Below are 24018 nucleotides of genomic sequence, written 5' to 3'. Positions count from 1 at the left end.
CAATCCAGCGTCGCCGTACTGAGCAGCGCATGCTGGTATATATTGGGTTGTGGAGCCTGATGATTTTTATGGAGGCTTTATCCTTTGAATCCCCTGCATCCCTTAATTCCTGATTCAGACAATAAGCCAGACGCTTGCGAGAGCTGCACTCACCGCGAGATATTTAAAGGCAACATAATGGTGCTATATATATAAACAGCGGCGGCGCCCCCGATCAGGAGCGCCGCCGCTGTTTATATATAGGAAGGGAATTAGGAAGGGAATGCTTAGGCGCTGGCAGACATTTTGTCCAGGGCGTCCATCACTTCCTTCACGTGGCCGCGGGATGTCTCCAGCAGTTGCTTCTCCTCGTCGTTGAGTTGCAGCTCGATCACTTTCTCGATGCCGTTCTTGCCCAGGATCACCGGCACGCCTAGATACACGCCGTCGATGCCGTACTCGCCCTCCAACTTCACGCAAACCGGGAACACACGGCGCTGGTCGCGCACGATGGCCTCCACCATTTGAGCCGCCGCCGAACCCGGCGCATACCAGGCGGAAGTACCCATCAGTTTCACCAGCTCGCCGCCGCCAGACTTGGTGCGCTCGATAATGGCGTTCAGCTTGTCTTCTGCGATCAGTTCCGTCACCGGGATGCCGCCTACGGTGGTGTAGCGCGGAAGCGGCACCATCGTATCGCCGTGGCCGCCCATCAGCACGGCCTGTATATCCTTCGGAGACACGTTCAGCTCCTCGGCAAGGAATGCGCGGTAACGGGCGGTATCCAGGATGCCGGCCATCCCCATCACGCGGTTGCGCGGGAATTTCGACGTCATGTGCGCCGCGTACGTCATTACGTCCAGCGGGTTAGACACCACGATGATGATGGCGTTGGGCGAGTATTTCACGATGTTCTCCGTCACCGACTTCACGATGCCCGCGTTGGTTGAGATCAGGTCGTCGCGCGTCATGCCCGGCTTGCGCGGCAGGCCGGAGGTGATCACCACCACGTCAGAATCAGCGGTGCGGGAATAGTCGTTGGTTACACCCACGGTGCGGGTGTCATATAAGTTGATGGGCGCTTTTTGCCAGATATCAAGCGCTTTGCCCTCAGCAAAACCTTCTTTAATATCCACTAAAACTACTTCGTTCGCGATTTCGCGGTAAGCCAGCACATCGGCGCATGTTGCCCCAACGTTACCTGCTCCTACTACAGTTACTTTCATTTCGGATATGCTTTATTTTGGTTTGAGATTCTGTTAAGCAGTAAATTTAGAAAGTTATTCCATTAATTGCTCTTTTCGCATTAAGTATCACGCAGGCTTCCGCTGCATCGTGATCTCCATCACCCGCGCTGTCTTGTCCGTCACCTTAAAGCGGTTGTCGGGGCGATGGCCCGCCACCCAGGCAATGGACTGTTCAGACACTAGTACCAGTGTTTGCGGCTTAAGGTTAGCCGGCACCTTTTTGTCGATCAGGAAATCGCTGATCTTTTTTTTGCCGTTCATGCCCAACGGCACAAACCAGTCGCCTTCCTGCCACGGGCGCAGCTTGAGCGGGAACTTCAGCTGGTCCGCGTCGAGCGCAGCCACGTGCGGTTTGGTGTTCAGTTTATAGAGGGCCGCATCCACGTAACGGATGCTAAAGCTCAGATTCCCTGCCTCCACCGCTGTGTCACCTTCCTGTATAGCCGTGCTGCCGAAGCTGCTGAGGTTGCGGGGCGTGAGCACCAACTGGTCGCGGTCCTTCACCAGCTTGTGGGTGGGGGAGTCGAACTGCTTGCCGGACAAGCCATCCAGCGCCTCCACCAGCTCCAGCACCACAGTGTAGCTGAAGTTGTAGGGGCGCAGCAGTTCGTGCAGCACCACGGGCAGACCGGTGGCGTTGCGCAGCGGCACCAGCGAGATATAAACGGCGTTGTCGGCCTCTTTCACGGTTTGCTCCCGCAGGTTTCCTATATAGGCTTCCACAATGGCTTCGGCGTGGCTCACGCGCTCGGCCGTGTGCCGCATCGTCTCCTCCAGGCTCGGGTTGATTTCCTTCAGCACCGGGATCACCTCGTGCCGGATCTTGTTGCGCTGGTACTTGGTGGTGTCGTTGGAGCTGTCCTCGCGCCAGATAATTTTCTCGGACGTCACGAAATCATATATGTCGTCTTTGGTGACCGATAGCAGCGGGCGGATGATGTGGCCGTTTTGGGGCGGGATGCCGTGCAGGCCCGCAATGCCGGTTCCCTTGGTGAGGTGCAGCAATATGGTCTCGGTTGTGTCGTTGCTATGGTGCGCGGTGGCGATATAGTCATATCCCTCCTGCCGGCGCACCTGCTCGAACCACTGGTAGCGCAGCGTGCGGGCGGCCATCTGGATCGAGAGCTTCTCCTGCTCGGCAAAGGCGCGGGTGCTGAAATTCTCCGTGAAATAAGGTACACCGTACTTTTTGGCCAGCTTTTTGACGAATACCTGATCGGCCTCGGCCTCCTCGGCCCGCAAGCCGAAGTTGCAGTGAGCGATCGCGAAGTCGTACTTTAACTGGTGCAGCACTTCGCAGAGCACCGTGGAGTCGATGCCGCCGCTTACCGCCGCCAGTATTCTGCTCTCCGGTTGGCAGAGGCGGTGAGATTGTATGAAACCTGAAACTTTCTGTAGCATAAAGCAGCGGCTGGTAATTTTTTCCTAATTTTGAAGTTGTTATAAGACACCGGAAATCAACTCTGAGGCAATGGGCTCTCTGCTGTTCTGAAAAAAAGCTTCGGGCTATATATAAACAGAAAGTCCGGCCTCTGGTGCCCTGTGTCTTGAATCCTGATTCTAAATGAAGTTTACAAAAATACTGTTTTCTCTTGTCTTTACCCTGCTTGGCCTGGCGGTTTTCGCACAGCAGCGGCCGCCCCAGCCGAAGGTGCAGCAAGGGCAACAGCAAGCCCCGGCACCAAAGCTGCAGCAACAGCGGCCGCCGGTACCCCAGCTGCCGCAGGGAGAGACAGATAAAGTGCAGCTCCTGCCGGGCACCGACTCCCTGGTGGGCGGCGTTTTTAACGGGCAGCGGATTGACAAGCTCTACGGCAAGGTAAAGTTCAAGCAGAAGGAAACCATCATGTCCGCCGACTCAGTGTACCGCTACAAGGAAACCGACCTGCTGGAAGCCTTCGGGAATGTGCGCATCAACCAGGCCGACACCGTGACCATTACGGGCAACCATGCCCTATACGATGGCAACAAACGCACCGCCAAAATGACCGGCAACGTGGTGATGAAGGACCCGCGCATGACCCTGACCACCCCCAGCCTCGACTACGACCTGAACGCCAAGACGGCGGTATATACCGAGGGCGGCGTGATTGTGGACCCGGAGAACCGCCTGCAGAGCAAGATCGGCTCCTACGACGTTACCTCCAAGATGTACTCCTTCCAGAAGGACGTGCGGGTGACCACCAAAGACTACAACATCACCTCCGAGAACCTGAAATACAACACGCTGAGCAAGATCGTGTACTTCCAGGGCCCTACCATTATAAAAGGACAGCAGGGGGATCTATATGCCGAAGAGGGCAATTACAACACGCTAACCAAAATCTCGAACTTCGGGCGCAACGCCTATATCCTCACCGACGAGTACCGGCTGGGAGGTGACAAGCTGTTTTATGACCAGAACACGGGCTACGGCTACGCTGAGAAGAACGTAACGCTGCGCTCCCTGAAGGATGATGTGACCATACGCGGCCAGATCGGGCGCTACTGGCGCGGGAGGGGCGAGGCGAAGGTATATGGCGGCGGCGCCATCATGGAAACCGTGCTCGACAACGATACGCTGTTTCTGGCGGCGGACACCCTGTACTCCCGGGAGGCAAAGGCACCGGACTCCGCGAGCATGGTGTTTGCCTACCCCAATGTGAAGATATATAAATCGGACCTGCAGGGGAAGGCCGACTCGCTGAGCTACAATCGCACCGACTCGGTGATGCACCTGAACGTGAAGCCGGTGCTCTGGAGCGAGGGGAGCCAGATGGCCTCCGATACCATCCATGTGCAGCTGCGCAACAAGACCATCGACCGGATGTACCTCTACAGCAACGCCTTTATCGCCTCCGAAGACACCCTGAAAAACTACAACCAGGTGAAGGGACGCGACATGACCGCCTTTTTCCAGGAAGGCGACCTGCGGCGCGTGAATGTGAACGGGAACGGCGAGAGCCTGTACTATGCCCTGCAAGGCGATACCTTGCTGACAGGGATGAACAAAGCCATCTGCAGCGACCTGGTGCTGCGGTTCGGGGACGACAAACTGAAGAATATCTCGTTCCTGGTGCAGCCCGATGCCAGCTTTATACCCCCGCACGAGCTGAAGGAGGAAGAAAAGCAGTTGGAGGGGTTTACCTGGATGTCGGAGCTGCGGCCTACCAAGCAGCAGGTGCTGGCCAGGCGCACCATTGCAAATGCCGGGCAGCCGAAACCAAAGCCTGGTGACACTGCTGAGATTGCTGACAATCTCAAGCCCGGCTCTGGCACTGCTGCCGGGGCCGCCGGCGCGCCGAAACCAAAGGGGGCAGCTACCGCCGCGGCCACTAGCCAGAAGAAGGAAACGCCTCCGGCCGAGGCTCCCCAAAAGAAGAAAAGGGGGCTCTTCAAAAAGAAAAACTAAGCTGTTTGAAAGATAAAACGGCCATTGTCAGTTCATTCTTGTAAATCATTCGGATATTCTATAATTTTGCCTGTTCATGAATAAAGGCTTTTTACACACCGCTGCGCTTTTCTGCCTGTTACTGCTCGTTAGTGGCTGTAGCAACTTTCAGAAGCTCCTGAAGAGTAACGACGTTACCAGGAAGTACGAGGCAGCACTCAAGTATTACGAGGAAGAGGAGTTTTACCGGGCCTCGCAGCTGCTGGACCAGATAACCCCGCTGCTGGCCGGTACCGATAAGGCGGAGAATGCCCAGTTCTACCAGGCGCAGGCGCACTACATGCAGGGCAACTACATCCTGAGCGATGCGTATTTCCGAACGTTCTACACCACGTACCCGCGCAGCCCGCTGGCAGAGCAGGCCACTTTTTTGCAGGCGCAGTCGCTGTACCAGCAGTCGCCGGGCTACCAGGAGGACCAGACGCCGACAATTACCGCGATCCAGGCCTTTGAGGAGTTTGTGATCCGCTACCCCGGCAGCGAGTATGTGCCGCAGGCGAACCAAGCCATCGAGGAGTTATATATAAAACTCGACAAGAAAGAATTTAACCAAGCGCGTCTGTATTACCAGCTGCGCCACTGGCGCTCGGCGGTGGTGGCCTTCAACAACTTCCAGCGCGAGCACGCTTCTTCCCCCTACAGCGAGGAGGCCGCTTTCCTGAAACTGGAGTCGCAGTACCGTTTTGCCCTGGAAAGCGTGCTGAGCAAGCAGGAAGAGCGTTTCAGCGAAGCCATCGATTATTTCCAGAGCTTTGTAGACCAGTACCCCGACAGCAGGTTCAAGCGCCAGGCAGAGCAGGTGTATGACCAGACGAGGTCGGAGCTCGAGAAAATAAGAAAGAACACAAACCAGAATTCATAAAGTATATATAAAATGGCAGCAGTTTCATCATCTATCGTTACCCGCAACATGGCCGATTTTGCAGAGCAAACCGGCAACGTATATATGTCTGTGGCAGTGATCTCCAAAAGAGCCAACCAGATTTCCGTGAAGCTGAAAGAGGAGCTGAGCTCCAAGCTGGCAGAATTCGCCACAACGGTTGACAACCTGGAGGAAGTGTTCGAAAACCGTGAGCAGATCGAGATCTCTAAATACTACGAGCGCCTGCCGAAGCCTACTAACCTGGCTATCGAGGAGTTCCTGGAGAAAAAGATCTATGTAAGAAACCCGAGCGAGGAAGAGACGCAGGAGGAAACCAGTCTGTAAGGCCGGCGAATGCTGCAGGGCAGAAAAATCATATTGGGAGTTTGCGGAAGCATCGCGGCCTACAAGGCGGCGCTGCTGGTGCGCCAGCTCATAAAGGCAGAAGCAGAAGTGCAGGTCATCATGACGGCTTCTGCTTCTGCTTTTATAACCCCCCTCACGCTGGCCACGCTTTCCAAAAGGCCCGTGCTCAGCCAGTTTGTGCGGGACGAGGCGGGCACCTGGAACAACCACGTGGACCTCGGGCTGTGGGCCGATGCCCTGGTCGTGGCCCCGGCAAGCGCCAACACCGTCGCCAAGCTCGCCAACGGCTTCTGCGACAACCTCCTGAGCGCCACCTACCTCTCAGCACGCTGCCCCGTGTTCGTGGCGCCTGCCATGGACGTGGATATGTACCGGCACCCGGCGGTGCAGAACAACTTCATAAAGCTGCAGGGCTATGGCAACCGCATCATAGAGGCCGGCTACGGCGAACTGGCCAGTGGGCTGGTGGGGCAAGGGCGCATGGCCGAGCCGGAGGAAATTGTACAGGTACTTCAGAACTTCTTTGGGGGTGACACAAAACTCGTTTAGGGGCAAGACCGTGCTGCTTACAGCTGGCCCAACACAGGAGCCCATCGACCCGGTGCGCTTTATCAGCAACCACTCCACCGGCAAAATGGGCTATGCCCTGGCAGAGGGTTTCGCCGAGCGCGGCGCCCTCGTGCAACTGGTGGCAGGGCCTACCAACCTTCAGGCCCGACACGAAAACATAAAGCTTACCAAGGTGACAACCGCCGACGAGATGCATGCCGCTGCGCTGCAACTGGCCGATGCTGCCGACGTGTGGGTGTTCGCCGCCGCCGTGTCCGATTACAGGCCGAGAACGGCGGCAGACAAAAAAATCAAAAAAACAGGGAACGAGCTGACGATTGAACTGGTTAAGAACGTTGATATAGCGGCGGTACTGGGCCAGCGCAAAAAGCCGGGGCAGTTTTCGGTGGGCTTCGCCCTCGAAACGCACGACGAGAGCACGAACGCCCGGGAGAAGCTGCGGAAGAAGAACCTGGATATGATCGTGCTGAACTCCCTGAACGACCCCGGCGCCGGTTTCAGCCACGACACCAACAAGGTGACCATACTGGAACAAGAAGCCACCACGGCCTTTGAGCTAAAGCAAAAGTCTGAAGTGGCGCAGGACATTATAAACTTAATCTGGGACAGACTACATGGCTAAGAGGGGATTTGTATTGCTGCTGCTGCTTTGCATGGCCTGGGTGGCCAGGGCGCAGGAACTGCAGTGCGATGTGGTGGTAAACAGCGAGCAGGTACAGTACACCGACCGGCAGCTGTTCGCGGACATGCAAAGCAGCATTTTCGAGTTTATGAACAACCGCCGCTGGACCGACCAGCCCTATGCCCCGGACGAGCGCATCAAGTGCCGCATGCTCATCAACCTGACGGCGATGCCTGAGATCGGGACCTTTCAAGCCGATGTACAGGTTGTTTCAGTGCGGCCGGCATATGGCACCGCTTACGAATCCACGCTTTTCTCTTTTATCGATAAAGACTGGACCTTCCAGTTCAGCACGGCCCAGCCACTTGATTTCGCTGAGAACAGCTATACCTCCAACCTCTCTTCCATGCTGGCTTTTTACGCCTACATGATTGTGGGGATGGACAACGACAGCTTTGGCCGTTTGGGCGGCGCGCCCGCCTTCGACAAGGCGCGGGGCATCCTGAACCTGGCCGCCTCGCAGGGCGCCAACTATCCGGGCTGGAAAGCCTTCGATAGCAACCGCAACCGCTACTGGCTGATCGACAACCTGCAGGACCCGCAGTTTCTGCCGTACCGCGAAGGCATTTACAACATGCACCGCCTGGGGCTGGACATTATGGCCGAGAACCCCGAGAAAGGCCGCGGAACAGTGCTGACCTTTTTAGAGAACCTGCAGAAGCTGCAGCGGCAAAAGCCCGGTTCTGCGATTATCCGCTCTTTCTTCGATGCCAAATCGGACGAACTGGTGAATATGTTCCAGACGGCTGCACCCGCCCAGAAGCAGCAGGCCTTCACCATCCTGTCGCAGGTAGACCCCACCAACAACACCAAGTACGAGACATTGCTAAAACGCTAATTTTTTTAGAATCTCACGAAATCCGCGTACCTTCACGGCATTGGCAGCTACTGCCTCACCTACACCTGTACCCCATGGGCAAGCGGCAGACACGCATCTTCAGAAAAGACATACAGCAGCATCTGCAGGAACTGCTGCAGCGCAGATCGGTGCAGGTCGTGCTGCGCTCTAAAGTGGTGCTGCACGGCGACATCCTCCGGCTGACAGCCGAGGAACTCGAACTGCAGGACCGCCGGTTCGGAAAGCACCTCTTCCCCATCGACCAGATCGAGGAAATCATATATGACATGGAGGCTGCATACTAAGTACAAAGCTTTTAGAGGTGATGCCGCAGCCAGTATCCGGACTTCATATTTTTAACCATACATTTCAACAGAATTTACGAACTTTAGCTTAGGCAAAAAGTCTTATACCTTATGTCTGTAGTCTTGAGTGCTCCTATATGCTGATAGATCTTAAAATAAAGAATTACGCCCTGATCGAGAAGCTGGAAATGCGTCCGTCGCCGGTGCTCAACATCATTACGGGCGAGACAGGCGCCGGTAAGTCCATCATGCTGGGCGCCATCGGGCTGCTGCTGGGCAACCGCGCCGATACCAAGCTGCTTTTTAAGCAGGACGAGAAGTGCGTGATCGAGGGGGTGTTTGACATATCGAGCTACAACCTGCAGGAGCTTTTTGCGAAGGAGGACCTGGACTTCGATGACCAGTGCATCCTGCGCCGCGAGATCAGCCCAAGCGGGAAGAGCCGCGCCTTTGTGAACGACACGCCCGTGACACTCGACGTGATCCGGAAAATCGGGGAGAACCTGATGGACATCCACTCGCAGCACGACACGCTGCAGCTCGGCGACACCAGCTATCAGCTCAACATCCTGGATATATATGCCGGCAACACGGCGTCCATGGGAAATACCACCTTCGACATATATGCGGGCAACCTGTCGTACCTGCGCAACTACAACGAGAGCTATCGGCAGTTTAAAAAGCTGGAGAGTGATTACAGAAAACTGACTGACCAGCTGGCGCAGGCCCAGAAAGAGCACGACTACCACGCTTTTCTTTTGAACGAACTGGTGGAAGCCGGCTTGCAGGCAAAGGAGCAGGAGGAGCTGGAGGAGGAGTTGAAGCAGCTGGAGAATGCCGAGGACATCAAACTGAAGCTGACGCAGGCCGTGCAGAGCCTGACCGAGTCGGAGTTCAACATCACCTCGGCTCTGAAAGACACGGTGCACCTGATCGGGCAACTGGCGCAGTTTTCCTCTAAGTATGAGGAGTTGCGCACCCGCACCGAGAGCTGTATGATTGAGTTGAACGATGTTTCCGCAGAGCTGGAAGACGCCGAGCGCAGCACGGAGGCCGACCCCCAGCGGACGGAGGAAGTACAGGAGCGCCTGAACCTGATCTACACCCTGCAACGCAAGCACCAGGTGCTCACTATCGCGGAGCTGCTGGAGATACAGCGGGAGTTGGAAGACAAGGTAGGCAGCGTCCTGAACCTCGACAACGCCATCGCCAGCACCGAGAAAGCCATGAAGCAGGCTGAGAAAGATGTGCTCGAAAAAGCCGCTACCCTGTCAGAGCGCCGCAGGGCCTCCTTTGAGACTTTCCAGCAGGAGCTGTATGTGCTGGTCGCGGACCTCGGTATGCCAAATGCCCGCATCGTGATTCAGCACAGCGAGGTGGCACCAACGGCCACAGGCACCGATGACATCAACATCCTGTTCAGCGCCAACAAAGGCGCACAGCCGCAGACACTGATTAAAGCGGCCTCCGGCGGGGAATTCTCGCGCCTGATGCTCAGCATCAAGTACATGCTGGCCGATAAAACCGCCCTGCCCACCATCGTGTTCGACGAGATCGATACCGGTATATCCGGGGAGGTGGCTGTGAAAGTGGGCAAGATGATGCAGCAGATGGCGCAGAAGCACCAGATCATCGCCATCTCGCATTTGCCGCAGATCGCGGCGCAGGGCAACTCCCATTACTTTGTCTATAAAGAGGACACGGCAGAGCGCACCATCAGCCGCGTGCGGAAACTGGATGAGGAGGAGCGCGTGAATGAAATCGCCCATATGATCGCGGGGGCAAACCCGAGCGCCAACGCCTATCAAAGTGCGAAAGAGTTGCTTTCACTCTGAGCAGATATTGCTATATTGCTGCCTTAAACGCGGTTATTCAATCACAACAACATAAAGAAACATGTCCTATAATCTGCTAAAAGGAAAGAAAGGAATTATTTTCGGAGCCCTGGATGAGAAATCTATTGCCTGGAAAGTTGCGAAGCGCGCCCACGAGGAAGGTGCTGAGTTTGTGCTGACGAACGCCCCGATGGCGATGCGTATGGGTGAGATCAAGAAATTGGCGGAGGAGTGCAAGGCGGAGATCGTTCCTGCGGATGCCACTTCCGTGGAAGAACTTGAGAACCTGTTCACCAAATCGCAGGAAATCCTGGGCGGCAAAATAGATTTCGTGCTGCATTCTATCGGCATGAGCCCGAACATCCGTAAAGGCAAATCCTATGGCGACATGAACTACGACTGGTTCCTCAAAACCCTGGATGTGTCTGCCCTTTCTTTTCACAAGGTGATGCAGGTGGCTGAGAAGCAGGACGCTTTGAACGAGTGGGCCTCTATTGTGGCCCTGTCCTATATAGCCGCGCAGCGCGTATTCCCGGATTATACTGATATGTCGCAGGCGAAGGCGGTGCTGGAGTCTATTGCCCGCAACTACGGTTACCGCTTAGGCAAACTGAAGAAGGTGCGCGTGAACACCATCTCACAGTCTCCGACCAAAACCACGGCCGGCACGGGCGTGGGCGGCTTCGATGTGTTCTATGACTATGCCGACAAGATGTCGCCGCTAGGCAATGCCTCTGCCGAGGCCTGCGCCGATTACACAGTTTCTCTTTTCTCTGACCTGACCAAGATGGTGACGATGCAAAACCTGATGCACGACGGCGGCTTCAGCAGCATGGGTATTTCAGAGGACATCGTGAACATGATTCAGAAGTAACCGGTTTCAGGGGTTGACGACGGGGATATGATATGCCTATTCCATCTATAACAGGAAGGCCTTTGCTAACGTAGCAAAGGCCTTCCTGTTATATACCACCAGTTTGAGCGAAGCGGCAACTGGTGGTGAATCTGAAATGGGTAACGCATTTATAAACTTGCCTCATCTACAGCCGGAAGTTACGCTAGCGCTAAGCTGGCGGATTATTTCCTGCCTAGGCCTGTGCTACTCCTCTTCCCGGTGCACGGTGTTGATATCAAAAGCCGGAATACAAATAGACCAGTACTCCGCTTCCTCATCGAACGGGTTGGCATAGCGGATGCGGGCCCCGGCCTTGATCAGCAACGACTCGCCGGCCTTCACTTCTACCTCCTCTCCGTCTACCTCTATCAGTTTGCGGCCGCGGGTCACAATCGTGATCTCGTCGAATTCCGGCTTCTGATGCGGCTCGCCCCAGTGCGGAGGGGCCACCATATGGGCGACGCTGAAGCCGCCGGTGCGGGTAGAGGCATGGCCAAAATGCTCTTCTATGAGCTTGCCATCGTGGGTTTGCACCCGGAACGGCATGGTCTGCTTAAAGTATTTTTTCTCGCTCATGGCTTAGTAGTTTATATATAAAATACGATTAGCAGTAGCCCTATTGATTGCTGCTGCAGGCGCCCTGGGTATAAGACGTAACGCCGGCGTTATCGGCCATGCAGGCATTGCTGTACGTTTTGCCGTCGCAGCCGCAAACAGGGTCGTACTGCATGGTGCAGATGCCATTGGGATTGATTTTGGCAGGGTCGATACAGGCTGTTTGTTGCGCGCTTTCCTGGCCGGCGCAGGAGAGCAGGGTGCCGAGCATAAGCGCAAGCGCAGCAGTGGTGAGTGTTTTCATATAGAGTCTTTGGAATGAATATGCTTTATACGCTTTCGTTTTGCTTGATGGGCATATAATTAACCTCGCATGGCATTAACCGTATGTATTTCGGGAGCGCAAAACTATAGAAATATAATCTGAGTCATGTGTTTTTATGTGGATGTCTTCATAATTGCGCCGGCACGTCTCAAAACAATAGAACATATATAACTAAATCTCAAGGAAATGAACAACATGAACAAAGACAATGGGAAAATACTGCTGGCCTCGCTGGCAGGGTTAGGTGCGGGCGTGTTAGCCGGGTTACTGTTGGCCCCGGAAGACGGACGCTCTTCGCGCGATAATGTACGCCAGAGCCTGACAGAAGCTGGTGACGAAATAAACAGGACTTTGAAGCGCTGGACAGCCAACCTGAAAGCGAGAGCGGGGCGGGGACAGGAGGAGGATGAGATCGTGATGCAAGGCTCCTGGGATGACGTGAGAAGGCAGCTCCGCAATAACTACGAGGATATAACCGAAGATATGGAAGCGGAGAAAGGAAAGTAACCCCCTTTTAGCGCAGGGCTGAACGGCCTAATTAATCCGGAAATGAGATAGCGCACCTCCTTTGGCAGGGCACAGCATAACAAAACAGGTATTGTGTGTGACAATACCAGCCTTATATCTCATAATAATAGTATTCATCAGTATAGGTATAACTTAATGCTATACTTGAACGTTATTAGAGACACACGATAAACATCGCCTTAAACAAAAGTAAATTTATAACTATTAAAACTATGAAAGATAACAGCGGAAAGATATTGCTGGCAATGCTGGCTGGTGCCAGTGCAGGTGTAATTGCAGGTCTGATGATGGCTCCGGACACTGGAGAGGCTACTCGTACGAGCGTAAAGAAATGGGCTGGTAAAGTAAGCAAGGATCTGGAGAAAAACCTGCAGGCAGGTTTAGAGGAAATCAAGAACATGAGCGGTGACACTTTCGGCAAGTCTGCTGGCGGTAACCAGGGTGGCAGTGCAAGCACAGGAAGCACCTCTACCGGCACAACAGGCGGTTCTACTGGCTCTGCCAGCACTGGCGGAACCGGCTCGACCGGCGGCGGCGCAGGCTCTACTGGCGGTGCCAGAACCACTGGCGGCAACGCTTAACCAGGCAATACGATAAATTGCAGGTAAAATAAGGGCATCCGGTTTGCTGCGGCCCTGATTGATGAAGGCTACAAAAGCCGATGCCTCACTTTTTACTTACATACGTGCCTGCTCTATCAGAGGAGCAGGCACGTTCGTTTTTGCACCTGCCGCTAACCTAATGCCCCCTCTCTCGTTTAACAGAACAGCGGTTTGACGACAGACTGCAGCAGAAAAGTAAATGAAATCACTTAAACCAAAGACATACTATGAAAACTGACATGGAATGCAGATCACTCGGAGAAAGCAGATCAAACTATACCACCAACTCATCCTCGGCGGTGCGGCAGATGAAGCAGAAGGATACCTCTCATAAGAAGAGCAGCGGTGCCGCTGGCGGACTGACAGTAGGACTGCTAGCAGGTGCAGCTGTTGGTGCTTTAGCGGGTGTTTTACTTGCCCCGGAAAAAGGCGCCGTGACGCGCAGAAAAGTAGCTGATTCGGCCACTAAACTCGGGGACCAGGTAAGCAAAGGCTACAGCACAGGCAAGGAGAAAGCAAGCTCTTGGACGGATAAGCTGACAAAGAAAGGCGGCATGACAAATGCGCATGTAAACAAAGCGCCCGATCTTCCGGCTACAGACAGCTCCGGAAGAATGGCTACCTCCCTGGGTGGCAAGGTGCAAAACAGCCCCTACACGGACACAAACAAGCGCAGCGATCAGGAAGTGAAGAACATGATAAACGACCCAAGGAACCCAAGCGGTCCGAAAGGCACTTCGCCGATCAAATAGGAACTGACAGCAGTCTCTATAAAAGAAGAACGCCAGCTATATCCTGTATAGCTGGCGTTCTTCTTTTATAGAGATGGCTACTGTTGCTCTTCTTCTTTTTTCTCCTGTTTCTCCGGCTTCATCTGCGGGAAGAACAGCACATCCTGTATTGAGTGGGAGTTGGTCATGATCATGCTCAGGCGGTCGATGCCGATGCCGAGGCCGGCGGTGGGCGGCATGCCGTACTCCAGGGCACGCAGGAAGTCCTCGTCCAGCACCATCGCCTCCGTATCGCCGCGCTTGCCCAATTCCAGCTGCTCCTCAAAGCGGGCGCGCTGATCAATCGGGTCGTTTAGTTCGGAGAAGGCGTTGCAGATCTCCTTGCCGTTGCAGATCGCCTCAAAGCGTTCCACCAGGCCGGGCTTGCTGCGGTGCTTCTTCGCCAGCGGGCTCATCTCCACCGGGTAATCGGTGATAAACGTCGGCTGGATGAGGTACGGCTCGCAGGTCTCACCGAAAATCTCATCGATGATCTTGCCCTTGCCCAGCGTCGGGTCAATCTTGATGCCCAGGCCCTCCGCCGTCTGGCGCAGCGCCGGCTCGTCCATCTCCGAGATGTCGATCTTGGTGAAATGCTCGATTGCCTCAAACATCGTGAAGCGCTTCCAGGGGCGCTGGAAGTTAATGATATTCTCGCCCACTTGTACCTCTGTAGTGCCGTGCAGGTCCAGCGCAACTTTCTCCACCATCGCCTCCACCAGGTCCATCATCCAGTTATAGTCTTTGTAGGCCACATACAGCTCTACCTGCGTAAATTCCGGGTTATGGAAGCGGCTCATGCCCTCGTTGCGGAAATCCTTGGCAAACTCAAACACCCCATCGAAACCTCCCACGATCAGGCGCTTCAAATACAGTTCGTTGGCGATGCGCAGGTACAGCGTCATATCCAAGGTGTTGTGGTGCGTCTTGAACGGACGCGCCGCCGCGCCGCCATATAATGGCTGCAGGATCGGGGTTTCCACCTCCAGGTAGCCTTTGTCGGTCAGGAAGCTGCGCATGGAGTTCACCAACTGCGTCCGCTTCCGGAAGGTCTCGCGCACCTGCGGGTTCACCACCATGTCCACGTAGCGCTGGCGGTAACGCAGTTCCGGGTCGCTGAAGGCATCGTGTACGTGCTCCACGCCGTTCTCATCCACCTCGCGCTTCACAATCGGCAGTGGTTTCAGCGATTTGGTCAGGATCTTCAGCTCCGTTACGTGCACCGAAATCTCCCCCACCTGCGTCACGAAGGCATAGCCTTTGATGCCGATAAAGTCACCGATGTCCAGCATTTTCTTGAACACCGTGTTGTACAGGTCCTTGTTCTCGCCGGGGGCAATGTCGTCGCGCGACACGTAGATCTGGATGCGGCCCGTGCTGTCCATAAGTTCCGCAAAAGAGGCTTTGCCCATGATGCGGCGGCTCATCAGGCGGCCCGCCAGGCTTACTTCCTGGTAGTTGTGCTGTTCCTTATCGAAATGTTGTTTTATCTCCTTGGCAGTGGCAGTAACTTCAAATGTCTCGGAGGGGTAGGGGTTGATGCCCATTTTCTCCAGCTCCTCGCGCTCGTGGCGCCTGCGTAGTTCCTGTTCGCTCAGTTGCATGCGTTCTATGCTAATGGTGGTTGATTTGAGTAATCTGCGAAATTCGTAAATATTCGGCAGCTTTTAAAAGTTAATTGCTGATTGTTGCACTGTTAAATAGCGGAAGGAGGAGAGGGCTCTACGGGGGCAGCGCTGCTGTGAGCGTCAGGAAATAGCCAAAACGTGCTCAACAGGCCCGAAAACGGGCGTGGGCGTGTTGATCATATATAAAGCTGAAGTATATATAAACACAAAAGCTCCCGCAGGAAAACCCGCGGGAGCCAAAGTATATATAACGATATATAATAGGGAAGCCTAAGCGGCCTGGCCCAGCTGGTACTCGCCTTCGCCGAAGAGCGGCCTGATCTGCTGCTGCAGCCTGGCCACCACAAAAGAGCCTTGCAGGTGCTTCGGAAGTTCCTGCACAAACGCCTCGTACCGCTGTATGCCCAGGGCCTGCGCCACATAGCTCTCGTGTACGCCGTTCAGGTAGCTCACAATCTGCAGCAGCGACTCGTGGAACAGCTTAAAGTCGATGTCAGCCTGCACGAAGCGCTCTATCTCGCGGTGCGTGGACGAGATGCGAAGGCGCGCCATCAAATCAAACAAAGTGGTATAACCTACGCGCCAGGTCAGCTGCTGCCAGTGCTGCGGCCCGAACTTCTGCAGCACCTCGCCGGTGCGGTTGCTGCGGATGGCCGTCGCCGGATTTGCCTGCACCTGCTGCCTCACTGCTTTCGCTTTCTGTCGGCGCGTGGTGCGCAGAAACTGCCCGATCTGGGCCTGTGCCTCCAGTTCTTTGCCCGCTATTTGCAAACCCGGCTTGTAGTGCGCCAGCGGCAGTCGGTTTATGTTATAGTCGTCGTGGTGGCCGGAGGCGTAAAAGGCCATTGCCCTGGGGTAAGCGTTTTTCACCACCAGGCGACCTGCCTCCCGCAATACCAGCGCCTCGTTGTTGGTATTCAGGCCGCGCGTGCGCAGGAAAGCCTGCAGCCCGGAAAACACGGTATAGTACGCTTGCGGAAATGTCCAGTGCAGCGCGTTTCGCATATAGGCCTCGTCACCGAGCTCAGCGGTGGCGCGCAATGCGTACTCTGTGCTCCAGCAGTTCAGGAGCAGGCGCTTCACCGCCTCTATATCCTGCTCACTCATCTCCGGCTTCGCCTCTTTGAAAAAAGCAAGATGCTGCAACCCGTTATCGCTGAAGTGTTGGATGTGGTAGTTTATCGCAAAAAAGTAGTTCAGAAACACCTGCGCCGGAATGGATTTCTGCCACTCTTTATCCGTTTCTTTCTGCTCCTCCGGATACAGCGAAACAACGTTCTCTTCTTCTTTCTCTTTCATATATACCTAACAAATGGAATACCCTATCAGTTGCATAAAATACTAATATATGTAGTAAATTAGTAAATTTAATCAACTGATTTATAGTTCATTATATAGGTATTTGAATAATGTTTTTGTCGATTGCAAACGTTTTGCACTAACTAAATTAGCAACCTGCTATTGAAGATCAATACAGCTGAAAAGCCTTCAGGAAAGTAACCGAACGCAACGCCGGCGGAAAGAGTAAAAGGAGTAAAAACAGAAGCTATATGGACTTGTCATACATCATTAACGAGCTGGGGGAGGAGCGGGAGCAGTACTTCGGCGCTGTGGCGCCACCGATAATACAGAGCAGTAATTTTGCGAGCAGAACGGTGGCGGAGATGCGCTATAAAATGCGGCATGAGGAGGAAGAATATATGTACACCCGTGGCAATAACCCCACGGTAACCATACTAGAGAAGAAGATAGCGGCCCTGGAAGGGGCGGAGCATGCGGTGGCATTCGGGAGTGGCATGGGGGCAGTGGCGGCGGCGGTGCTCTCTCAGGTAAATACCGGCGACCATGTGGTGTGCGTGAAGCGCCCCTACAGCTGGACGAAGAACCTGATGCGAAAATTCCTGCCCCGTTTCGGAGTGAAGGTGACCATGGTGGATGGCAGTGACATGGAAGACTTCAAAGCGGCCATCCGGCCGAACACCAGGCTGATTTACCTCGAAAGCCCCACTTCCTTTACATTTGAGCTGCAGGACTTGGCCGCCGTGGCTGCCATTGCTAAAGAGCACGGCTGTCGCACCATCATCGACAACAGCTTCGCAAGCCCTTTGTACCAGAACCCCATCGCCTTCGGGATAGATTTAGTCGTGCACTCCTGTACCAAGTATATAGGCGGCCACTCCGATGTGATGGGCGGGATGGTGTGCGGAACGCGGGAGATGGTGAATGCCATTTTTAAATCCGAGTTCATGACCCTGGGGGCCGTGATGTCGCCGCATGATGCCTGGCTTTTTATCCGGGGGCTGCGCACGCTGCCGGTGCGAATGGAGCGGGTGGCGGCGTCCACGCGCAAAGTGGTGGACTACCTGGTGCAGCACCCAAAGGTGGAGGAGGTGCTGTTTCCGTTCCTGCCCTCGCACCCACAGCATGAGCTGGCGAACCGCCAGATGCGTAATAACGCAGGCCAGTTTTCCATCCTGCTTAAAGCAAAAAAACTGGAGCAGGCAGACCGTTTCTGCGACAGTCTGAAGCACTTCCTGATGGCTGCCTCCTGGGGAGGTCACGAGTCGCTGATCTTCCCAATCTCGGCGACATACGCTTCTGAAGGGATGAAGTCAAGTTTGCCTTATAACCTTGTCCGGTTTTATATTGGGCTGGAGGACCCGGACTATCTGATCCGGGACCTGGCGCAGGCGCTGGCTAAGATGTAAGTTCTAACTGAAATTTATATATGATGCAGATCAGTTTTTCTCCTTTGATCTCTTGAAATTATATATAACCCAGGCGTGCCGCGTCTGGTAAAAAGGATAATAAAAAATAGAACAGACATGAACATAGTTGACCGACCAGATATCGCCAATAACACGCATGCCGCCACTCTTATCGGGGCCGGACTGGCAAGTTATTTCCTGAACGAGAGCCGCCCGAAAACAGCCCTGATACCACCGGCAGTTGGCGGTGCGTTGCTGTTGCTGAGCTCAGGCGTAAAGGCAGGCAACCGAAACGTAGCGCATGCCACGGTAGGCCTTACCACGGCGCTCACAGCCATGACCGGAAACATGTTTGCCAAGGCGATAGCTCCCTCCGCAGAAGCGAAGCAAAAATTTACGCCAGCCGTCCGTAACCGCAGGGCCACCGTTTTTGGGTTGATAACGACAACGGGTATCGCGGCAGTGGGTATTTATATAGCAGGCTTTATCCAGAAACGGCAACAGCGGGGGTAAAGCTTCGCTTAGAAGCCCGCTGCGGTGTCGTCTCCGCGCGGATCGGCACCGGCCTCTAACCTGCCATCGGGCAGCACCAGGATCGCGTCTACACGGCCGTATGGGCCTCGCTCCTCCAGCTCATATCCCTTGCTGCGCAGTATCTCACGTACTTTCTGTGGTATCGCCCCTGGTTCGTGCATGATTGCATCGGGCAGCCACTGGTGGTGGAAGCGCGGCGCGGCCACAGCTTCCTGCATCGTCATGTTGTACTCCACCACATTCAGGATAGCCTGGTACACCGAGGTGATGATGGTGGAGCCTCCCGGAGTCCCCACCACCATATATAGTTTGCCGTCCTTTTCGAGGATTGTGGGCGTCATAGAGCTGAGCATGCGCTTGCCGGGAGCAATGGCATTAGCTTTGCCTCCCACCAGGCCGAACATATTGGGCACGCCCGGTTTCACGCTGAAATCATCCATCTCGTTGTTCAGCAGAAAGCCGGCGCCTTCTACCACCACCTTAGAGCCATATCCGCCGTTAAGCGTGGTGGTTGCGGACACGGCGTTACCCTGCGCATCCACAATGCTGAAGTGCGTCGTTTGTTCTGACTCATATACCGGCACCTCCCCAGCTTTTACAGCCGCGGAAGGCGTAGCCCTGGCTAAATCGACACTGGCCATGCGCTGCTTCAGGTAATCGGCATCCAGCAGCTCCTGCACGGGTACCTGCACAAAGTCGGGATCACCCAGGTAAGTGGCCCGGTCGGCATATACCCGGCGCTCGGCCTCAGTCATCAGCTGCACCGTCGGGACGCTTTGCCAGCCGTATTTGTTCAGGTCGTAGGGCTCTATCATCTGCAGAAGCTGCAGCAGCGCCACGCCGCCGCTGGAGGGCGGGGCCATGGATATGACACGGTAATCTTTATACCGGCCCGTAACCGGGGCGCGCCAGACAGCCGCGTAGTTCTGCAGGTCCTGGTGCGAGATGATGCCTTTGCCGCGTTGCATCTCCTGCACCAGCAGGTCTGCTGTCTCGCCCGCATAAAAGCCGGCGCGGCCTTCGTCACGGATGCGGACTAAGGTGCGGGCCAGGTCGGGGTGGCGCAGCGTATCGCCTGTCTGCCATATGGCCTCCCGCACCAGGTACGGGATATGCCTGTTGTTTTCCAGGAAGGACGCTTTGCCGCTGTTCAGGCCGTTAGCCTCCTTCTCCGTCAGCACAACGCCGTTGGCTGCCAGATCGATGGCGGGCTGTACCAGCTCCGCCCAGGGCTGGGAGCCAAACTTTTCATGCACCTTCACCATGCCGTCTACCGTGCCGGGTACGCCTGCCGCCAGATGGCCGGCCGTGCTCAGGGATTCCACAACATTGCCAGCAGAGTCCAAGTACATGGATGCTGTGGCAGCCGCAGGGGCTGTTTCCCGATAGTCGAGGGAACCTGCTTCCCCATTGTGCTGCCGGTAAACCAGGAAGCCGCCGCCGCCGATGTTGCCTGCCGCCGGCAGCACGACGGCCAGGGCGAACTGCGTGGCGATGGCGGCATCGTAGGCATTGCCGCCTTTCTTCAGGACCTCCATGCCCACGCGTGACGCCTCGGGGTGCGCCGAAACCACCATGGCTTTCTCTGTCACCAACCCTCTTTGCTGCGCTGCCTCCTCAGCGCCGGGAGTAGCGGCACAGCTGCTTATATATACCGGCAGGAAGAGGAATAGGCAAAGCCTGCAAACTGTGCGGGCTGCTGTCGTTCGGAAAAGGTGAGGAGGGCTCGGCATGTGATCGTTAACGCTGATGGGGCTAATATAAAAAACGGCGGCTATGATTCATAGCCGCCGTTTTCAAAGATGATATTCTGTATGCTTATTTCGGTTGTTTCTTAGTGAGGGACAGTCCGTTCAGGTCGTTCTCGATGATAGCCACAGCCTCCTCCACATATACATCCTGCTTCAGGCTCTTCACAAACTCTTTGCTGCGGGCTACCTTTGAGGTGTCGCTGCCGATTTCCTGCAGGTCCTGCTTCAGTCGGGTCACATCCAGCACGGGTATCTCTTTCTGGGCTGCTTCGAAGCGCTTGGCTATTGCCTCCGCTTTTGCCTCTTCTGCCATATAGGTGTCTAACTGCAGCGAGCGCTCTGTTTTGTCAGACTGCTCTTTCAGCCGCTTCGCGCTCTCCTCAATCAAAGTGAAGTTCTTGTCCTGGGCAACTCTGTTTTTGCTGTTAACCTTCACCTGCTGCAGATTTAATTTGCCGTCTTTCCAACTGCTGTACCTAGCCGGGGCAATCTCATCAAATGGCAGCGGGTACTCCTGCTCTTTCTCCCCGAACTCCAGGTAGCGATAAGCATCCGGCAGAATGACATCCGGCGTAACGCCCCGTAGCTGGGTGGTGCCACCGTTGATGCGGTAGAATTTCTGCGTGGTCAGTTTCAGGGCTCCGAACGGTTTGTAGGCATCAAACTGTGCCGGCAGCGCGTCATCCAGTTCAAAGAACTGCTGCACGGTGCCTTTGCCATAGGTTGGGCTGCCCACAATCACGGCGCGCTTGTAATCCTGCATGGCGGCTGCCAGAATCTCGGAAGCCGAAGCGCTGTTCGAGTTAACCAGTATAACCAAAGGCCCGCCGTACTGCACCTGCGAATCGCGGTCGTCCAGGACCACGGCTTTGCCGGAGGCAGTCTTCACCTGTACGATCGGGCCGTCCTCGATAAAGAGACCGGCCATCTCAACCGCATCAGAAAGGGAGCCGCCGCCATTGTTGCGCAGGTCAAGGATAAGCCCTTCCATGCCGGCTGCCTTCAGTTTCTCTATCTCCTTCTTCACGTCGGCCCCGCTGAAGCGGCCGTCTTTGTTCTGGAAGTCGGCATAGAAACCGGGCAGTTTTATATAGCCAATTTTGTCTTTGTCGTTAATGATAGCCGACTGGGCATAACCTTCTTCCAGCACAATCACGTCACGCACGATCGGGATGACCTTGCTCGAGCCGTCCGGCTTCTCCACCGTCAGGCGCACCTCCGTGCCTTTCTTGCCACGGATCAGCTGAATGGCGTCGTCAAGGCGCATGCCTTCCACAATCACCGGCTCCCCGTTGCCCTGCGCCACTTTCTGGATGGCGTCGCCCGGCTTCAGGTCGCCCTGCAGGTACGACGGGCTTCCCGGCACAATTTCCATTACTTTTATCTGTCCGTCTTTCTCCTGCAGGGAGGCGCCGATTCCTTCCAAACGACCAGTAAACTCTATATCGAAGTTATCCTTGTCCTTTGGCGGGAAGTAACCGGTATGCGGGTCATACACATTCGCAATGGCGTTGATGTAGGTGGTTCGGCGGTCTTCGCTGTTGATCTTGGCCAAACGGTCGTAGAGGTCGTCGTAGGTTTTCATAACCTTCTCGCGGGCCTCTTTCTCCATTTGCTCCGGCGTCTTCTTTTCCTTAACCTCGCCCTTCTCAAGCTTTTTCTCCTGCTCTTCTTTCATATCCGCCAGGCGGATAAGCGTCTGGTACTTCAGCTGCTTGCGCCAGGCCTCTTTCAGTTCGGCCTTGTCCTTGGCATAGGCCAGTTTTTCGCCGTCAGTCTCTATCGTCTCCTGCTTGGAGAAATCGAACGGCTTGCTGAGGATTTCCTTGTAATAGGCCGCAGACTCCTTCATGCGCTGCGCGATTAGCTCGGACGACACATCAAAAAACTCCAGTGAGCCCTCGCGGAGCTGGTCGTCGATGGATGTCCTGTGCCTGCGCAGGTTCTGCACGTCAGAAGCCAGTAAAAACTTCTTGTTGAAGTCGAGGCGGTCTAAATACAGGTCGAATACCTTCTGGGAGAAAGCGTCGTCTATTTTTTCAGGCTGGTAGTGGCCGGAGTTCAGGCCCTGCATCAGGACCTTAATCAGAATCTGGTTTTTCTCTTCAGGCGAGGTATCGCGGCTGTAGAGTATAAACGAGCCTGTCAGCAGGATTACTGCGAAAACCGACAATATGATTTTGAAACGGGTTGTCAATGATAGCATCTATTTAATGGATTGGACTTAAATATCTAATACGCAAAAGTAATGCCGCATATTGCAGCTTACTGTGTGAAAGGCGCAACGCTGTTGTAATGTAATATGAAAACTCCTTAATTCATAGGAGCGCCACAAGTACCGCGTGCGGACTGCGCCGCTTTACGGCTATACGGCATCTTAGCCTTCTCTATATAACTCTTATGCGTAAATTTTCGTTTCCCTTAACACAAGAACCATAATACTTAAAGCTATGCAAAACAAAAATGAAAATGCAGTAAATGTTCTTCAGGAGCTGAACCAGTTCGTGAACGACAGGATAGAAGGGTACAAACATGCGGCCGATCTGACAAAGAACCCCGCACACCGCTCCTTTTACAATAAGTTGATCCAGGAAAGCAATGATTTCTCCAATGAGATCAACAGGACCATCGGCAGCTTCGGTGGCGAAAGGCAAGACGGCACCACGGCAAAAGGAAAGATTTTCCGCGGCTGGATGGACGTGAAGTCTACCGTGACCGGAAGCGACGAAGAGTCTATCATCGAATCGAACATATATGGCGAAGAGTGGGCACAGAAAGCCTACAATGATGCCTTAGACCATAAAGCTGAGCTGCCACAGAGCGTGATCAGCATGGTAGAGAAGCAGAAGCATGCTTCTGAGGCCACCTGCGAGCAGCTAAAGCAGATGAAAGAATCGGTAGACTAGACTGCTGTTTAAATAAATCTGAAAAGGGTTACCATACTTCGTGGTAACCCTTTTTTTGGGAAAGGCGGTGCCCCGTGTTGCAATGCCGTGTTAAAGGAACAACAGAAGAAAGAAAGAAATGAAAAATATTCTGTTTTTTGGGGATAGCCTGACGGCCGGCTACGGCTTGCCCGCTGCGCAGGCTTACCCGAGCCTGCTCCAGGTGAGGCTACAGCAGGAGGGGTATGACGACTATAAGGTGATTAACGCGGGGCTGAGCGGCGACACCACCTCCGGGGGCGTGTACCGGATAGACCGCTGGCTGCGCGAGCCGATAGATATACTGGTGCTGGCGCTTGGCGCCAACGACGGCCTGCGTGGCATACCAGCCCTTGAAACTACAAAGAACCTGCACGAGATTATCCGCAAGGTGCGCCAGAAGTATCCTGAGGTGAAGGTGATCATATCCGGCATGGAGATACCTGACATCGTGCCCGGCCGCTACGCGGCTGAGTTCAGGAAAGTGTTCCGGGAACTGGCCCTGAAAGAGAACGCCTCTTTTATCCCGTTCCTGCTGGAGGGGGTGGTCGGAAACCGGTACCTCAACCTGCCGGATGGCCTGCACCCGAACGCAGAGGGACAGAAGGTGATGGCACAGCACACCTGGAACGTGCTGAAAGAACTGCTATAGAAAACCCCGTTGGCTGATGCACAGCCAACGGG

24 protein-coding genes are annotated in these 24018 nt (G+C 54.8%); 16 read left to right on the top strand and 8 right to left on the bottom strand.

Going from position 1 to position 24018, the window contains the following annotated elements; genetic code table 11:
- Positions 1-266: 266 nt before the first annotated feature.
- Positions 267-1205 carry a malate dehydrogenase gene (mdh, locus tag ABD920_RS20725; RefSeq protein WP_345161848.1) on the bottom strand — a complete coding sequence of 313 codons (939 nt, stop codon included), beginning with the start codon at positions 1203-1205 and terminating at the stop codon, positions 267-269.
- Positions 1206-1292: 87 nt separating this feature from the next.
- Positions 1293-2627 (bottom strand): tRNA lysidine(34) synthetase TilS, encoded by a 1335-nt coding sequence (tilS, locus tag ABD920_RS20720; RefSeq protein WP_345161846.1) that lies wholly within the window; start codon positions 2625-2627, stop codon positions 1293-1295.
- Between the two features lie 163 nt (positions 2628-2790).
- On the opposite strand from tilS, the gene ABD920_RS20715 reads away from it, so the two are divergent.
- From ABD920_RS20715 to ABD920_RS20675, 9 genes are all read left to right on the top strand, one after another.
- Entirely contained in the window at positions 2791-4617 is a 1827-nt protein-coding gene (locus tag ABD920_RS20715) for an OstA-like protein (RefSeq protein WP_345161843.1), read from the top strand.
- Positions 4618-4693: 76 nt separating this feature from the next.
- Positions 4694-5518 carry an outer membrane protein assembly factor BamD gene (locus ABD920_RS20710; RefSeq protein WP_345161841.1) on the top strand — a complete coding sequence of 275 codons (825 nt, stop codon included), beginning with the start codon at positions 4694-4696 and terminating at the stop codon, positions 5516-5518.
- Between the two features lie 12 nt (positions 5519-5530).
- Positions 5531-5863 carry a DNA-directed RNA polymerase subunit omega gene (locus tag ABD920_RS20705; protein WP_345161839.1) on the top strand — a complete coding sequence of 111 codons (333 nt, stop codon included), beginning with the start codon at positions 5531-5533 and terminating at the stop codon, positions 5861-5863.
- 9 nt (positions 5864-5872) lie between these two features.
- Positions 5873-6433: a flavoprotein gene (locus ABD920_RS20700; RefSeq protein WP_345161837.1), complete on the top strand. Its 561-nt coding sequence runs from the start codon at positions 5873-5875 to the stop codon at positions 6431-6433.
- Positions 6414-7076 carry a bifunctional phosphopantothenoylcysteine decarboxylase/phosphopantothenate--cysteine ligase CoaBC gene (gene coaBC / locus ABD920_RS20695; RefSeq protein ID WP_345161835.1) on the top strand — a complete coding sequence of 221 codons (663 nt, stop codon included), beginning with the start codon at positions 6414-6416 and terminating at the stop codon, positions 7074-7076. Before ABD920_RS20700 ends, coaBC begins: the two co-directional genes overlap by 20 nt.
- Complete coding sequence (gene porD, locus ABD920_RS20690) at positions 7069-7974, top strand: type IX secretion system protein PorD (protein WP_345161833.1); 906 nt, start codon at positions 7069-7071, stop codon at positions 7972-7974. The genes coaBC and porD overlap by 8 nt, the downstream gene beginning before the upstream one ends.
- 74 nt (positions 7975-8048) lie before the next feature.
- Complete coding sequence (locus ABD920_RS20685; RefSeq protein ID WP_345161831.1) at positions 8049-8279, top strand: hypothetical protein; 231 nt, start codon at positions 8049-8051, stop codon at positions 8277-8279.
- 137 nt (positions 8280-8416) lie between these two features.
- Positions 8417-10114 (top strand): DNA repair protein RecN, encoded by a 1698-nt coding sequence (recN, locus tag ABD920_RS20680; RefSeq protein ID WP_345161828.1) that lies wholly within the window; start codon positions 8417-8419, stop codon positions 10112-10114.
- A gap of 61 nt (positions 10115-10175) precedes the next feature.
- The gene (locus tag ABD920_RS20675; RefSeq protein ID WP_345161826.1) at positions 10176-10988 is read left to right on the top strand and encodes an enoyl-ACP reductase FabI; all 813 of its coding nucleotides are present in this window, start codon (positions 10176-10178) and stop codon (positions 10986-10988) included.
- Positions 10989-11213: 225 nt separating this feature from the next.
- Here the strand turns inward: ABD920_RS20675 and ABD920_RS20670 are convergent, their stop codons facing one another.
- Positions 11214-11585, bottom strand: coding sequence for a cupin domain-containing protein (locus tag ABD920_RS20670; protein WP_345161824.1), 372 nt, complete (start codon positions 11583-11585; stop codon positions 11214-11216).
- A gap of 40 nt (positions 11586-11625) precedes the next feature.
- Positions 11626-11868 carry a Kazal-type serine protease inhibitor domain-containing protein gene (locus ABD920_RS20665; RefSeq protein ID WP_425568665.1) on the bottom strand — a complete coding sequence of 81 codons (243 nt, stop codon included), beginning with the start codon at positions 11866-11868 and terminating at the stop codon, positions 11626-11628.
- 207 nt (positions 11869-12075) lie between these two features.
- Between ABD920_RS20665 and ABD920_RS20660 the strand changes: the two genes are divergently transcribed.
- The 3 genes from ABD920_RS20660 (at position 12076) to ABD920_RS20650 (ending at position 13771) form a co-directional block, all read left to right on the top strand.
- Entirely contained in the window at positions 12076-12396 is a 321-nt protein-coding gene (locus ABD920_RS20660; protein WP_345161822.1) for a YtxH domain-containing protein, read from the top strand.
- 233 nt (positions 12397-12629) lie between these two features.
- Complete coding sequence (locus ABD920_RS20655; protein WP_345161820.1) at positions 12630-12998, top strand: YtxH domain-containing protein; 369 nt, start codon at positions 12630-12632, stop codon at positions 12996-12998.
- 248 nt (positions 12999-13246) lie between these two features.
- Positions 13247-13771 carry a YtxH domain-containing protein gene (locus tag ABD920_RS20650; protein ID WP_345161819.1) on the top strand — a complete coding sequence of 175 codons (525 nt, stop codon included), beginning with the start codon at positions 13247-13249 and terminating at the stop codon, positions 13769-13771.
- A 77-nt stretch (positions 13772-13848) separates the two neighbouring features.
- On the opposite strand, the gene lysS is transcribed toward ABD920_RS20650, so the two are convergent.
- Positions 13849-15393, bottom strand: a complete 1545-nt coding sequence (gene lysS, locus ABD920_RS20645) for a lysine--tRNA ligase (protein WP_345161817.1) — start codon at positions 15391-15393, stop codon at positions 13849-13851.
- A 294-nt stretch (positions 15394-15687) separates the two neighbouring features.
- Positions 15688-16716 (bottom strand): hypothetical protein, encoded by a 1029-nt coding sequence (locus tag ABD920_RS20640; protein ID WP_345161815.1) that lies wholly within the window; start codon positions 16714-16716, stop codon positions 15688-15690.
- Between the two features lie 251 nt (positions 16717-16967).
- Between ABD920_RS20640 and ABD920_RS20635 the strand changes: the two genes are divergently transcribed.
- Both ABD920_RS20635 and ABD920_RS20630 read left to right on the top strand, forming a co-directional pair.
- Entirely contained in the window at positions 16968-18125 is a 1158-nt protein-coding gene (locus tag ABD920_RS20635; RefSeq protein ID WP_345161813.1) for a trans-sulfuration enzyme family protein, read from the top strand.
- Positions 18126-18242: 117 nt separating this feature from the next.
- A complete protein-coding gene (locus ABD920_RS20630; RefSeq protein ID WP_345161812.1) occupies positions 18243-18638 on the top strand; it encodes a hypothetical protein in 396 nt (131 codons plus the stop codon).
- Positions 18639-18646: 8 nt separating this feature from the next.
- On the opposite strand, the gene ggt is transcribed toward ABD920_RS20630, so the two are convergent.
- Positions 18647-20392 carry a gamma-glutamyltransferase gene (gene ggt, locus ABD920_RS20625; protein WP_425568664.1) on the bottom strand — a complete coding sequence of 582 codons (1746 nt, stop codon included), beginning with the start codon at positions 20390-20392 and terminating at the stop codon, positions 18647-18649.
- A gap of 85 nt (positions 20393-20477) precedes the next feature.
- Entirely contained in the window at positions 20478-22616 is a 2139-nt protein-coding gene (locus ABD920_RS20620) for a carboxy terminal-processing peptidase (protein ID WP_345161811.1), read from the bottom strand.
- 244 nt (positions 22617-22860) lie between these two features.
- Here ABD920_RS20620 and ABD920_RS20615 point away from each other — a divergent pair, with 244 nt between their 5' ends.
- Both ABD920_RS20615 and ABD920_RS20610 read left to right on the top strand, forming a co-directional pair.
- Complete coding sequence (locus tag ABD920_RS20615) at positions 22861-23316, top strand: PA2169 family four-helix-bundle protein (protein ID WP_345161809.1); 456 nt, start codon at positions 22861-22863, stop codon at positions 23314-23316.
- Positions 23317-23434: 118 nt separating this feature from the next.
- The gene (locus ABD920_RS20610) at positions 23435-23986 is read left to right on the top strand and encodes an arylesterase (protein ID WP_345161807.1); all 552 of its coding nucleotides are present in this window, start codon (positions 23435-23437) and stop codon (positions 23984-23986) included.
- Positions 23987-24018 lie beyond the last annotated feature (32 nt).

Source organism: Pontibacter saemangeumensis, assembly GCF_039541895.1.
In the GTDB taxonomy this organism is placed as follows: Bacteria; Bacteroidota; Bacteroidia; order Cytophagales; family Hymenobacteraceae; genus Pontibacter; species Pontibacter saemangeumensis.
Note: the sequence above shows the minus strand (reverse complement) of the source record. Positions and strands in the feature narration are given on the sequence as shown.

Coding starts and splice junctions, on each gene's coding strand:
- mdh (WP_345161848.1), bottom strand. CDS start 1,205: ATGAAAGTAACTGTAGTAGGAGCAGGTAACGTTGGGGCAACATGCGCC.
- tilS (WP_345161846.1), bottom strand. CDS start 2,627: ATGCTACAGAAAGTTTCAGGTTTCATACAATCTCACCGCCTCTGCCAA.
- ABD920_RS20715 (WP_345161843.1), top strand. CDS start 2,791: ATGAAGTTTACAAAAATACTGTTTTCTCTTGTCTTTACCCTGCTTGGC.
- ABD920_RS20710 (WP_345161841.1), top strand. CDS start 4,694: ATGAATAAAGGCTTTTTACACACCGCTGCGCTTTTCTGCCTGTTACTG.
- ABD920_RS20705 (WP_345161839.1), top strand. CDS start 5,531: ATGGCAGCAGTTTCATCATCTATCGTTACCCGCAACATGGCCGATTTT.
- ABD920_RS20700 (WP_345161837.1), top strand. CDS start 5,873: ATGCTGCAGGGCAGAAAAATCATATTGGGAGTTTGCGGAAGCATCGCG.
- porD (WP_345161833.1), top strand. CDS start 7,069: ATGGCTAAGAGGGGATTTGTATTGCTGCTGCTGCTTTGCATGGCCTGG.
- ABD920_RS20685 (WP_345161831.1), top strand. CDS start 8,049: ATGGGCAAGCGGCAGACACGCATCTTCAGAAAAGACATACAGCAGCAT.
- recN (WP_345161828.1), top strand. CDS start 8,417: ATGCTGATAGATCTTAAAATAAAGAATTACGCCCTGATCGAGAAGCTG.
- ABD920_RS20675 (WP_345161826.1), top strand. CDS start 10,176: ATGTCCTATAATCTGCTAAAAGGAAAGAAAGGAATTATTTTCGGAGCC.
- ABD920_RS20670 (WP_345161824.1), bottom strand. CDS start 11,585: ATGAGCGAGAAAAAATACTTTAAGCAGACCATGCCGTTCCGGGTGCAA.
- ABD920_RS20665 (WP_425568665.1), bottom strand. CDS start 11,868: ATGAAAACACTCACCACTGCTGCGCTTGCGCTTATGCTCGGCACCCTG.
- ABD920_RS20660 (WP_345161822.1), top strand. CDS start 12,076: ATGAACAACATGAACAAAGACAATGGGAAAATACTGCTGGCCTCGCTG.
- ABD920_RS20655 (WP_345161820.1), top strand. CDS start 12,630: ATGAAAGATAACAGCGGAAAGATATTGCTGGCAATGCTGGCTGGTGCC.
- ABD920_RS20650 (WP_345161819.1), top strand. CDS start 13,247: ATGAAAACTGACATGGAATGCAGATCACTCGGAGAAAGCAGATCAAAC.
- lysS (WP_345161817.1), bottom strand. CDS start 15,393: ATGCAACTGAGCGAACAGGAACTACGCAGGCGCCACGAGCGCGAGGAG.
- ABD920_RS20640 (WP_345161815.1), bottom strand. CDS start 16,716: ATGAAAGAGAAAGAAGAAGAGAACGTTGTTTCGCTGTATCCGGAGGAG.
- ABD920_RS20635 (WP_345161813.1), top strand. CDS start 16,968: ATGGACTTGTCATACATCATTAACGAGCTGGGGGAGGAGCGGGAGCAG.
- ABD920_RS20630 (WP_345161812.1), top strand. CDS start 18,243: ATGAACATAGTTGACCGACCAGATATCGCCAATAACACGCATGCCGCC.
- ggt (WP_425568664.1), bottom strand. CDS start 20,392: ATGCCGAGCCCTCCTCACCTTTTCCGAACGACAGCAGCCCGCACAGTT.
- ABD920_RS20620 (WP_345161811.1), bottom strand. CDS start 22,616: ATGCTATCATTGACAACCCGTTTCAAAATCATATTGTCGGTTTTCGCA.
- ABD920_RS20615 (WP_345161809.1), top strand. CDS start 22,861: ATGCAAAACAAAAATGAAAATGCAGTAAATGTTCTTCAGGAGCTGAAC.
- ABD920_RS20610 (WP_345161807.1), top strand. CDS start 23,435: ATGAAAAATATTCTGTTTTTTGGGGATAGCCTGACGGCCGGCTACGGC.